Genomic DNA, 11,419 nt, shown 5'->3' on the forward strand with positions numbered 1-11,419 from the left:
CGGAAACACCCAATGTCTGCCGATGCAAGCGCAACCATCATCAAGAACGAAGACAGTCCACGCGGCTTTGCCTTCGCGCTTACGGCCTACCTTCTGTGGGGCTTTCTGCCGATCTACATGAAGGCGGTCGCGCATATTTCGCCGGCCGAGGTGATCGCCCACCGTATCCTCTGGTCGCTGCCGCTCGCCGGCATGGTGCTGCTGGCGCTGGGGCGCACGCAGGATATTGCCGTTGCGCTGCGCTCGCCGCGCATGCTCGGCATGGCGGTCGTGACAGCGGCACTGATTACCGTCAACTGGGGCACCTATGTCTGGGCGATCGGCGCCGGCCATTCACTCGATGCGGCCATGGGCTATTTCATCAATCCGCTGTTCAGCATCTTCCTCGGCGCCGTGCTGCTGAAAGAAAAGCTGCAGCCGATGCAGATCGCGGCGATCTGCCTTGCCGGCCTTGCGGTCGTGGTGCTCGCCTTCGACAGCGGCGGCATTCCCTGGGTGGCGCTGACGCTGGCGATCAGCTGGGGCTTCTATGCGCTGCTGCGCAAGACGCTGCCGCTCGGGCCGAACCAGGGCTTCTTCCTGGAAGTGCTGATCCTCAGCCTGCCTGCCCTCTTCTACATCCTTTACCTGGAATTCGTCAGCGGCGAAGGCCACTTCTACCGCACCGGGTTCAACGATACCGCCCTGCTGCTCGGCTGCGGACTGATCACCGCCGTACCGCTGATGATCTACGCCAACGGCGCCAAACTGCTGAAACTGTCGACGATCGGCATCATGCAGTATATCGCGCCGACGATGATCTTCCTCATTGCCGTCTTCGTCTTCCACGAAGAAATGGATACGGCACGCATGATCGCCTTCCCGCTGATCTGGGCCGGCCTGTTCCTCTACAGCTGGTCGATGCTGCGCACGAGCCGCGGGCGCTAGCCCGCCGGCGTCTTTCCTTGCGCAAACCGGGCGCAAAACCGCTACGCACTTTTGCTGGAATTGCTTTTCTCTCTACGCAATTCCGGACGCAAAACCGCTACGCACTTTTGCTGGAATTGCTGAGTGCCTACATCTTCGAGATCACGTCGTCCTCGCCGTCGCGGTCGGCGGCAAGTTCGGCCGCCTGCGCCATGATGGCGGGGATGATGCCCGAAATCTCGTCGATGACGAGCGGCTGGACGCGATGGGCCGTGTGCAGGAAACCCTCGCCGGTCATGTGGCGCAAAAGCTCCATCATCGGGTCCCAGAATCCGTTGATATTGGCGAAGACCATCGGCTTTTCGTGACGGCCGAGCTGCGCCCAGGTCATGATCTCGACGATCTCTTCCAGCGTGCCGATACCGCCCGGCAGGGCCACGAAAGCATCAGAGCGCTCGAACATCGTGTGTTTGCGCGCATGCATGTCAGGGGTTACAATAAGCTCGTTGAGCTGGCCGAGCGAATGGCGAGTCGCCTCCATGTCAATCAGGAACTCGGGAATGATGCCCGTCACCTGACCGCCGTTGGATAGGGTCCCGCTGGCCACAGCGCCCATGATGCCCTTTGTGCCGCCGCCATAGATCAGGCGAAGGCCATATTCCGCGATCTCTTTTCCGAGCGCGCGGCCGGCAGCCATATGGGAAGGATCGCGTCCCGGCCGAGAGCCGCAGTAAACGCAAATGGATCGAATCGATACAGATTGTTCGGTCATAAGGGAAAAACAACTATTCCATTTCAATGCAGTCAAGAAAATTGACTGAAAAGCGACGTCCGGAGCTTGCGTATTTGCTTTGAATGCTTGTGCAAGGCCACGGGAATCGCTAGCAATTTCTGAATACTACGGCAATTTGCCGCCTTTGGAGACGCAATGATGAAAAACCGTGCCGGCTTGCTGGCCCTCGCAGTGCTCGTAATCGCAATCATACTGATGGTGTTTTTCGTCATGCCCCGGCTCGGCTCTGATGTGGCGAAGGTGGGTGACGCCATCAACCAGGCCGGCACAGAGGTCAACAACACGGTTAACGAAACGTCCAAGACCTCCCGCTCCGCGGCCGCCGATGCCGCAGCCGCCGCCCAGAATGTGGGCAGCCTCACTGCCGACGCCATCCGGTCCCTTTCCGGGTTGAAGGCGCTGTTTGCCGACAACAAGGTGCCCGCCGCCGACGCGCTTGCCAGCGCCAAGACCGCGGCCGTGGACGCCTTGACCGCGGTCGCCGATTTTGCGGCACCCGAAGGCCTCGACGCGACGACGGCAAGCCTCGTCTCCAAGGCCAAGGACGGTGCCGGCAAGGCCCGCGACATCATCCGCAACCTTCCCGAAAGTGCCGCCGATGCGCTGGCTGCGCTCGCACGGGCCGAAGCCGCGCTGACCGGCGCGCCGGAACCGGCCGGCCAGCCGGCCGCGGCCGACAGCCAGACGCCTCCGGCTGCCGATACCGCTTCCGGCACCGGCCCGAAGATCCCGGCCTTCGACGTGCTGCGCGTCGAGCCTGACGGTTCGACCGTCATTGCCGGCTCGGCCGAGCCGCACGGCAAGCTGGAAGTGCTCGACGGCGACAAGGTCGTCGTGACCACCGATGTCGACGGCACCGGCGATTTTGCCGCCGTGCTCGACAATCCGCTCGCCGCCGGCGACCACCAGCTCGTGCTGAAAGTCACCGGCAAGGACGGCAAGACCACACTGTCCGAAGAGGTTGCGACCGTTTCCGTACCGAAGGACGGCAGCGGCAGCGAACTGCTCGCCATGGTTTCCAAGCCCGGCACGGCAAGCCGCATCATTACCGCGCCGAAGGCCGAGGTCGCCAGCGCCCAGCCGGCCGCCAGCAACGCAGCCGCGGCGCCCGCCGACAACGCCGCCGCCAGCACGCAGCCTGCCGCCACCGGCGCGCCGGGCGATCAGGTCGCGATGCAGACGCCGACGACGTCGAGCGATGCGGGCAGTGCGGCGCCTTCCGTTCCCGGCACCCAGCAGGGCGACGCGACGGCTGCCGACGTGGTCATCAACGCCGTCGAGATCGAGGGCAACAAGATCTTCGTGGCCGGCACGGCGCGCGCCAATGCCAAGGTTGTCGGTTATGCCGACGACGCGCTGATCGGCCAGGATACGGCCGAGCCGGACGGGCACTTCGTCATCAGCGGGGCGATGGACCTTTCGGTCGGCGACCACAAGGTTCGCGTCGATCTGGTCGATGGCTCGGGCAAGGTGCTCGTGCGCGCGACCGTCAATTTCAACCGCCCGGAAGGCGACCAGGTGACGGTTGCCGCCCAGTCCGGCGGCAATGCCGGCCAGGCGATGGTGCCGCTCGACGAGGGCCAGCTCGGCAAGCTCAAGGGCGATGCGACAAAGGCCTTCGGCCTGCTGAAGGGCCTCTTTGCGGACGGCAAGGTGCCGGGTACGGAACAGCTTGCGGCGGCGCGCTCGGCCACCGAGTTCGCGCTGCGCTCGCTCGTCGATTTCCGCCCTGGCATCGATGCGACCGACGCCTTCAAGCAGGCATCGGCTTCCGCCTCGCAGGTTGCCGCCAACGCGCTGACGCTGCTGCAGGGCCTGCCGAAGGATGCAAAATCGGTGGGGGCGGCGCTCGACAGGCTCGGCGCCATCATTGCCGGACTGACGGTGCCCGACGCCGCGCCGGCGGCCTCGAACGAGGTGGCGGCCGCCGGCCAGCCGAAGACGATCGAGCAGGCGCCGCTGACGGAGAACAACAATGCGGTCATCATCCGCCGCGGCGATACGCTCTGGCAGATTTCCCGCCGCGTCTACGGCCTCGGCGTGCGCTATACGACGATCTACATCGCCAACGAGGACAAGATCACCAATCCGGACCGCATCCGCCCCGGCCAGATCTTCGGCCTGCCGAAGGATGCCCTGCCGAATGCCGAGGAGCTGCATCGCAAGCGGCTTTCGGGCGAACACCTCTAAAACGCGACATCGGCGGCCCATCGGCCGCCGATTTCTTTAGGGCCGGCGTGCAACAGCGCGCCGATAAAATCCCTGTCAATGTTGTAATCGGCCAGCCGGTAGCATATCTGGCGGAAACGGCGACAGGCCGCGGCAAGAGCGGCCCGGCGGGCTGGAGACAGGCATGGCAAACGGCAAGACAGTTTCGGACAGCAACCTGCTGGGAACGCTCTATAACCTCTGGCCCTACATGTGGCCGGAAGGGCGGCCGGACCTCAGGATGCGGGTCGTATGGGCTTCGGTCTATCTGCTCGTGTCGAAATTCGTGCTGCTGCTGGTGCCCTATTTCTTCAAATGGTCCACCGATGCGCTGAACGGCAAGATGGACCTGCAGGGCACGCTGCCGCCGCTGCTGATCGGCGCCATCGCCCTCGTCGTCGCCTATAACCTGACGCGCCTCATCCAGCTCGGGCTCAACCAGCTCAGGGATTCGCTCTTTGCCAGCGTCGGCCAATATGCCGTGCGCCAGCTTGCCTACCGCACTTTCGTGCATATGCACGAGCTTTCGCTGCGCTTCCATCTGGAGCGCAAGACGGGCGGGCTTTCGCGCATCATCGAGCGCGGCACCAAGGGCATCGAGACGATCGTGCGTTTCACGATCCTGAACTCGATCCCGACGGTCATCGAATTCCTGCTGACGGCGGCGATCTTCTGGTGGGGCTACGGCTTCTCTTATCTCGCCGTCACCGCCTTCACCGTCTGGGCCTATATCTGGTTCACGATCCGCGCCTCCGACTGGCGCATCTCGATCCGCCGGGCGATGAACGACAGCGATACGGACGCCAATACCAAGGCGATCGACTCGCTCCTCAATTTCGAGACCGTCAAATATTTCGGCAACGAGGAAATGGAGGCCAAGCGCTTCGACAGGTCGATGGAGCGCTACGAGAAGGCGGCCACAGACGTGTGGACCTCGCTCGGCTGGCTGAACTTCGGCCAGGGCGTGATCTTCGGCATCGGCACGACCATCATGCTGGTGCTTTCGGCCTGGTCGGTGCAGCGCGGCGAACATACGGTCGGCGATTTCGTCTTCGTCAATTCCATGCTGCTGCAGCTTTCCGTGCCGCTGAACTTCATCGGCTTCGTCTACCGCGAAATCCGCCAGGGGCTGATCGACATCGAGCAGATGTTCGATCTCCTGGAAGTCAAGGCCGAGGTGCTGGACGCGCCCGACGCGAAGGCGCTTGCCATCGGCCAGGGCGCGATTTCCTTCAAGGACGTGCATTTCGCCTATGACCCGGCGCGGCCGATCCTGAAGGGCATTTCCTTCGAGGTGCCGGCCGGCAAGACGGTCGCGGTCGTCGGCCCCTCGGGTGCCGGCAAATCGACGCTGTCGCGCCTGCTCTATCGTTTCTACGATATCCAGAGCGGCTCCATCACCGTCGACGGGCAGGATATCCGCAGCGTCACCCAGAAGAGCCTGCGTTCCGTCATCGGCATGGTGCCGCAGGATACGGTGCTGTTCAACGATACGGTTGCCTACAATATCCGCTACGGCCGCCCTTCGGCCAATGAGGCGGAGGTGAAACAGGCGGCCGAGATCGCCCAGATCGCGCATTTCATCGAGACCCTGCCCGAAGGCTTCGAGACGAAGGTCGGCGAACGCGGGCTGAAACTTTCCGGTGGCGAGAAGCAGCGCGTGGCGATTGCCCGCACCATCCTCAAGGCGCCGCCGATCCTCATTCTCGACGAGGCGACCTCGGCGCTCGACACGACGACGGAGCGGGAAATCCAGACGGCGCTCGACGTCGTTTCCAAGAACCGCACGACGCTGGTCATCGCCCACCGCCTGTCCACCGTCATCGGCGCGGACGAGATCATCGTGCTCAAGAGCGGCGAGATCGCCGAGCGCGGCACGCATGCCGCCCTGCTTGCGCAGAACGGCCTCTATGCCTCGATGTGGAACCGCCAGCGCGAGGCGACGCAGGCCGAAGAGCATCTGAAGCAGGTGCGCGAGAGCGACGAACTCGGCATCGTCAACCGGCTGGCGCCGGCCAGCTGACGTTGACGGCGGGCAACAGCGCCGTTTTATTGTTTAGAACCGATGCATCGAAGGCGGCCTGAGGTCCGCGCCATTGCTCCTCACGTCGTTTTTCTGTAACCAGCGGATACGAAAAACGACAGGAGACCGGCATTCATGAGCTTGTTCGATACGGTTCGCAACACGATCGTTCCGGTGCACAAGGAAGGTTATCCCTTCGTCGCCGCCTTCTTCGTCGCGTCGCTCGTATTGGGCTGGATCTTCAAGCCGCTCTTCTGGATCGGCCTCATCCTGACGCTCTGGTGCGCCTATTTCTTCCGTGATCCCGAGCGCGTGACGCCGCAGGACGACGATCTCGTCATTTCGCCGGCCGACGGCAAGGTTTCGTCGATCCAGATGGTGACGCCGCCGGCCGAGCTGAACCTCGGAGCCGAGCCGATGCTGCGCATCTCGGTCTTCATGAACGTCTTCAACTGCCATGTGAACCGCGCGCCGATGCGCGGCCGCATCGTCAGCATCAACTACCGGCCGGGCAGCTTCGTCAATGCCGAACTCGACAAGGCGAGCGAAGACAACGAGCGCAACGGCCTCGTCATCGAAACCCGCCACGGCCAGATCGGCGTGGTGCAGATCGCCGGCCTCGTGGCGCGGCGCATCCTCTGTTTCTCGCATGTCAACGAACCCGTCGACGCGGGCGAGCGTTTCGGCCTCATCCGCTTCGGCTCGCGCCTCGACGTCTTCCTGCCGGCCGGCGCCGCCCCGCGCGTCGCCCTCGGCCAGACGGCGGTTGCCGGCGAGACTGTCATTGCCGAATTCGCCTCGGCAAAGGGTCCGGTCATCAGCCGCCGCAGCTAATTTCGAGGAAAGCGCGATATGGAAACTCCCTTTCCGCCCTTCGAACCGAACGGCCCGAACGACGATTCCGCCCGCGGGCCGCGCCTGCGCGAAATCCCGATCCGGCTCGTCGTGCCGAACCTCATCACCATTCTTGCGATCTGCGCCGGCCTGACCGGCATCCGGCTTGCCTTCGAAGGCCGGCATGAGCTGGCGGTCGCCATGGTGCTGGTCGCCGCCTTCCTCGACGGTGTCGACGGGCGCGTGGCGCGGCTGATGAAGGCCACCTCGAAATTCGGCGCGCAGATGGATTCGCTTGCCGATATCGTCAATTTCGGCGTGGCGCCGGCCCTCGTCGTCTATGTCTACGCGCTCGACGAGGCGCGCTCGCTCGGCTGGATCGCCGCGCTCATCTATACGATTGCCGCAGGCCTCAGACTGGCGCGCTTCAACGTGATGTCGGAACGCGAGAACCGCGCGCCCTGGCAATCGGAATATTTCGTCGGCGTGCCGGCCCCGGCGGGCGCCATGCTGGTGCTGCTGCCTGTCTATCTCGGCTTCCTCGGCCTTGCCACCGACCGGACCTTCGCCTTCCTCTCCTCCGGCTATACGGTCCTCATCGCCTTCCTGCTCATCAGCCGCCTGCCGGTCTGGTCCGGCAAATCCGAGAGCCGGATGCGGCGCGATCTCGTGCTGCCGGCCATGCTCGGCGTCGTGATCTATGTTGCGCTGCTGATGAGCTTCACCTGGGAAGTGATGGTCTTCACCGTTTGCGCCTACCTCGTTTCGCTGCCCTTCGGCGCGCGAAAGTGGAAGCGCAAATATGGCACGCTGACCATCGAGGAACCCGGTGTCGGCGAAGACGATATTGGCCGCCATATCTGAGCGTCTACTTTATTAAGTAAGTATTAACGAACGCAGGCTTCGGTTAAGCCTCGCGAATTATGCTTCGTGGTTACATTTCCTGATGAGAAATGCCTCTCTTTTGTCGCTATTAAAGACAAAAGAACAAATCACATAAGATTCTAGGGAAACACGTAAGGAGAGTATCGTGACCTCGAAGAAGTCGGAACAGCAGCAGGCAGCCAAGCCGGACCTGGCGACCAACTACCGCCCGCTTGGCCTCAAGGCCGTGGCTGCGGCCTCGATGATGGCAAAACCGGCACCGGTCAAGAAGCTGGCATAGGGCGCGCGAGCCGGCGGGTTGCCGGCTGGCGCCCAAGGATGCCTGCCATGATATCCGGAACCCGCCATATGGCGGGTCCGGCAAAAACACGGGCAAGCGCACACCGTCCCGGCCCAAGACCGGACGGGCAGAAATTGCCGTTGTTCCAGTCGACAGAACCGGGTTTCAGAAGAAACTGAGCTGAGCCTTGTCAGGCGCTTTCTTCTCGGGCGGCTTCGGCTGCCGTTCGAGCGGCACCTGCTCCTGCAGGTCCGGCCCCATATTGGCGACCTTGTTGACCTTGTCCGAGACCGGGATCGCTTCGAAGAAATCCTCCTGAACCGGCTGCATCAGGTCCATGACCGCGCGCGGCTCCTGCGTCTTGCAGTCGAGCCAGCGGGAAAAATCTTCCGGCTGGATGACGACGGGCATGCGGTCGTGGATCGACGCGATGGCGCTGTTGGCCCTGGTTGTCAGGATGGCGCCGGTATCGACCTCGGACCCGTCGGCCGAGGACCATGTTTCCATGAGGCCGGCAAAGGCGATGACGCCGCCGCGGCGCGGGCGGATCCAATAGGCCTGCGCCTTCTCGCCGCTTTCCTTCGACGGGCGATGCCATTCGTAGAAGCCGGAAGCCGGGATGAGAATGCGGCGATGGCGCATGGCGGCGCGGAAGCAAGCCTTGCCGATTGCGGTTTCGGCGCGCGCATTGATCAGCAGCGGAAATTCCTTGGGATCTTTCACCCAGCCCGGCGTGAGGCCCCAGCGCACCAGCAGAGCGCGCCGATCCGGCAGGTTGCTGCCCGGCGCCTGCCCCTCGCCGGCGATGACGACGAGGATCGGCTGCGTCGGCGCAATGTTGTAGCGCGCCGGAAAGCCCTCCAGCTCGGCGAGGCTGAAGGCTTCGGCGACAGTCTTGACCGCTTCCGTCAGGGCAAAACGTCCACACATGCCGCTGTCTTTGCACCCTGCCCGGCAGCGGTCAAGGCAGCGCGGCCAAAAGCTTCAACTGCGCGGTGCAAAAAGGATGACGGCCGTGCCGGCGAGGCAGATCAGCGCGCCGCCGATATCCCAGCGGTCGGGAACGCGGCTCTCCGCCAGCCAGAGCCAGAGCAGGGAGGCGACGATATAGATGCCGCCATAGGCGGCAAAGGTGCGGCCCGCAGCCTCGCTCGGCACCAGCGTCAGCAGCCAGGCGAAAAGCGCCAGCGACACCATGCCCGGCGCCAGCCACCAGACGGGCCTTGCCAGCCGCAACCAGGCCCAGAAGGCGAAACAGCCGGCAATTTCGAAGAGGGCGGCAAGGGCGTAGATCAGGTAGGTCACGGGCGTCTCGCGGGAATCGTGGCGCCATATTCCACGCAATGGCGGCGGTTGCGCAAGGTGAGCCGCCCGTGGGATAAGGCGGCATCACAGCCAAGCGTGCGATGCCATGACCTCAGAAGCCAGACCCGCCTCCTCCGCCATCCTCGAGCGCGATGGCCGTTTCCTCCTCGTGCTCAGGCGAAACCCGCCTTCGGCCGACATGTATGCCTTTCCCGGCGGACGCGGCGAACCGGGGGAGACGCCGGAAGAGACGGCGCTGCGCGAATTCCTCGAGGAGACCGGCATCCAGGCGCGCGACCCGCGCCTGTTTTCCACCTACGACCTGAAGACGCATGCGCCCGACGGCAGTATCAGCAGCCATTTCTTTCTCTCGGTCTTCCGTGTCGAGGCGGACCGCCATGCGGTGGCAGCGGCGGCCGACGATGCGGCCGACCTCGGCTGGTACAGCGTGGAAGAGATCCGGCGCATGCCGGTGCCGCAGAGCGTGCTCGAATGCGCCGAGCGGCTGGCGGCCGGTAAATGATGCCCGCGCGAGAATAGAAGTGGAAACTGCCGCATCCGCCTTGTTCCTGTCATGCTCCCTGTATCAACTGGGAGCATGATTCCCGTTCGACGCGTTGTCTTGTCATCATTCGTCTTTGCCGGCCTCGCCTGGGCCGGCTCCGCAATGGCACAAGGCGGGACGCAAGGCGGGGCACAGGGCGGCAAGAATGCAGCGCCGCCGCCGGAGGAGATCGTGCCGCAGGTTGCGGCCGTGCCCTATGACGAGAAGCTGGCGCGGCTGGCGGAGGTCTTGGGCTCTGTGCATTACCTGCGCACGCTCTGCAAGGCGCCGGGGGCGGACGAATGGCGGGCCGACATGCAGCAACTGCTTGATTCTGAAACGAACGGGGAGCCGCAGCGCAAGGAAAAACTGACCGCAGCCTTCAATCGCGGCTACCGGGCATTCGCCTCGGTTTATACGGATTGCACGCAGGCGGCCATCGTGGCAGAAGAGCGCTACCGTAACGAAGGTGCAACACTTGCCACAGAAATTACTTCGCGCTTCGGAAATTAACGTTTAATTAACCTGTTTTCGCATGCGGACGTGTCGTTTTGGGAAAAGGCTGTTAGTGTTGTTAACGCAGCGGTAAGACATGAGAAGTTCTGAGGAAAAGACGATGGAACCAAGCCTCAACGACATCGACGACATGATCGTCCACGAAAAGATGCAGGCGGCTCTGGAATACCAGAACGAGGCATGGGCCGACGGCATGGCCGATGGCATCGAGCCTGAAATCATCGCTGACGCCGCGATTGCTCATGCGTTGCGCGAGACGATCAGACTGCATGGAGAAATCAGCGCCGAGACCTTGCTCGACTCGCTGCGCGACCGCATGCTGGCAGGTGAGTTTTCCACCAACAGGACCCTGCAATAGGAAATACAGAGAGTTTCATGCGTACCGGTAAAGATATTTCCTCGCGAATTTTGCTCGCGCCGGTCCTGCTTGCCGTCGGCCTTGCCGCTGGCAGCATGATGTCCGCATCTTCCGCTTACGCGCTTTCCGAACTTCAGAAGATCCCTGGCCAGCCCGACGCGCCCGCCACGGCGCAGCAGGGCCAGCAGCCGGCAGCGCCCCAGAACGGCTCTTCCGGCATTCCCCAGCCCGACCCGCTCGTCAACAAGGACGGCGGCCAGAGCGTCGACAAGACGCCCGGCGCATCCGACGATTCCAAGCCCGTCGAGGTGATCTACGACATCAGCAAGGCGCCGGAACCGGTGCGCAAGATGCGCGAGCAGATCGTCGAGGCGGCCGCCTCCGGCGACCTGGAACGGCTGCGCCCGCTGATGGGGACCGGTGCCGACCAGACGCAGGTGACGGTCGGCGAACCGACCGACGATCCGATCGGCACGCTGAAGGACCTTTCCGGCGATCCCGACGGCGACGAGATCCTTGCCATCATGCTCGACGTGATCTCGACCGGCTTCGTGCATGTCGGCCAGGGCACGCCCGAGGAAATGTATGTCTGGCCCTATTTCGCCGAAAAGGACCTGAAATCGCTGACGCCGCCAGAACGCGTGGAGCTGCTGCGCATCGTGACCGCTGGCGATCTCTCCGACATGCAGGAATTCGGCGGCTACAATTTCTATCGCGTCGGCATCGCGCCCGACGGCAAATGGAAGTTCTTCACCGCCGGCGACTGA

At 63.5% G+C, this 11,419-nt stretch carries 12 protein-coding genes and 1 pseudogene; 10 read left to right on the plus strand and 3 right to left on the minus strand.

Annotation, left to right across the window (positions count from 1 at the left end; all coding sequences use genetic code 11):
• Positions 1 to 12 precede the first annotated feature (12 nt).
• The gene (rarD, locus tag ACFPWW_RS28440; RefSeq protein WP_112565835.1) at positions 13 to 927 is read left to right on the plus strand and encodes an EamA family transporter RarD; all 915 of its coding nucleotides are present in this window, start codon (positions 13 to 15) and stop codon (positions 925 to 927) included.
• 127 nt (positions 928 to 1,054) lie between these two features.
• Here rarD and ACFPWW_RS28445 read toward each other — a convergent pair whose 3' ends face one another.
• On the minus strand, positions 1,055 to 1,678 hold the full coding sequence (locus ACFPWW_RS28445) for a TIGR00730 family Rossman fold protein (RefSeq protein WP_029616531.1): 624 nt from the start codon (positions 1,676 to 1,678) through the stop codon (positions 1,055 to 1,057).
• A 156-nt stretch (positions 1,679 to 1,834) separates the two neighbouring features.
• Here ACFPWW_RS28445 and ACFPWW_RS28450 point away from each other — a divergent pair, with 156 nt between their 5' ends.
• From ACFPWW_RS28450 to ACFPWW_RS28470, 5 genes and pseudogenes are all read left to right on the plus strand, one after another.
• On the plus strand, positions 1,835 to 3,889 hold the full coding sequence (locus ACFPWW_RS28450) for a LysM peptidoglycan-binding domain-containing protein (protein ID WP_377314505.1): 2,055 nt from the start codon (positions 1,835 to 1,837) through the stop codon (positions 3,887 to 3,889).
• Positions 3,890 to 4,052: 163 nt separating this feature from the next.
• Positions 4,053 to 5,930 carry an ABCB family ABC transporter ATP-binding protein/permease gene (locus tag ACFPWW_RS28455; RefSeq protein WP_377314507.1) on the plus strand — a complete coding sequence of 626 codons (1,878 nt, stop codon included), beginning with the start codon at positions 4,053 to 4,055 and terminating at the stop codon, positions 5,928 to 5,930.
• 132 nt (positions 5,931 to 6,062) lie between these two features.
• Positions 6,063 to 6,764 (plus strand): annotated as a pseudogene (locus ACFPWW_RS28460) (phosphatidylserine decarboxylase); the annotation flags it as partial.
• A gap of 18 nt (positions 6,765 to 6,782) precedes the next feature.
• Positions 6,783 to 7,628 carry a CDP-diacylglycerol--serine O-phosphatidyltransferase gene (gene pssA, locus ACFPWW_RS28465; protein WP_377314509.1) on the plus strand — a complete coding sequence of 282 codons (846 nt, stop codon included), beginning with the start codon at positions 6,783 to 6,785 and terminating at the stop codon, positions 7,626 to 7,628.
• 166 nt (positions 7,629 to 7,794) lie between these two features.
• A complete protein-coding gene (locus ACFPWW_RS28470) occupies positions 7,795 to 7,929 on the plus strand; it encodes a hypothetical protein (RefSeq protein ID WP_018115574.1) in 135 nt (44 codons plus the stop codon).
• A gap of 165 nt (positions 7,930 to 8,094) precedes the next feature.
• On the opposite strand, the gene ACFPWW_RS28475 is transcribed toward ACFPWW_RS28470, so the two are convergent.
• Together ACFPWW_RS28475 and ACFPWW_RS28480 are read right to left on the minus strand one after the other, a co-directional pair.
• Positions 8,095 to 8,859: an SOS response-associated peptidase gene (locus ACFPWW_RS28475; protein WP_377314511.1), complete on the minus strand. Its 765-nt coding sequence runs from the start codon at positions 8,857 to 8,859 to the stop codon at positions 8,095 to 8,097.
• Positions 8,860 to 8,913: 54 nt separating this feature from the next.
• Positions 8,914 to 9,234 (minus strand): YnfA family protein, encoded by a 321-nt coding sequence (locus ACFPWW_RS28480; RefSeq protein WP_112565817.1) that lies wholly within the window; start codon positions 9,232 to 9,234, stop codon positions 8,914 to 8,916.
• Positions 9,235 to 9,340: 106 nt separating this feature from the next.
• Between ACFPWW_RS28480 and ACFPWW_RS28485 the strand changes: the two genes are divergently transcribed.
• From ACFPWW_RS28485 to ACFPWW_RS28500, 4 genes are all read left to right on the plus strand, one after another.
• Positions 9,341 to 9,757, plus strand: coding sequence for an NUDIX hydrolase (locus ACFPWW_RS28485; RefSeq protein ID WP_112565814.1), 417 nt, complete (start codon positions 9,341 to 9,343; stop codon positions 9,755 to 9,757).
• 51 nt (positions 9,758 to 9,808) lie between these two features.
• Entirely contained in the window at positions 9,809 to 10,291 is a 483-nt protein-coding gene (locus ACFPWW_RS28490; protein ID WP_112755701.1) for a TIGR02301 family protein, read from the plus strand.
• Between the two features lie 103 nt (positions 10,292 to 10,394).
• Positions 10,395 to 10,652 (plus strand): hypothetical protein, encoded by a 258-nt coding sequence (locus ACFPWW_RS28495; RefSeq protein ID WP_112565808.1) that lies wholly within the window; start codon positions 10,395 to 10,397, stop codon positions 10,650 to 10,652.
• Positions 10,653 to 10,669: 17 nt separating this feature from the next.
• Complete coding sequence (locus ACFPWW_RS28500) at positions 10,670 to 11,419, plus strand: hypothetical protein (RefSeq protein WP_112565805.1); 750 nt, start codon at positions 10,670 to 10,672, stop codon at positions 11,417 to 11,419.

The organism is Rhizobium sp. GCM10022189 (assembly GCF_042656325.1).
GTDB lineage: Bacteria > Pseudomonadota > Alphaproteobacteria > Rhizobiales > Rhizobiaceae > Rhizobium.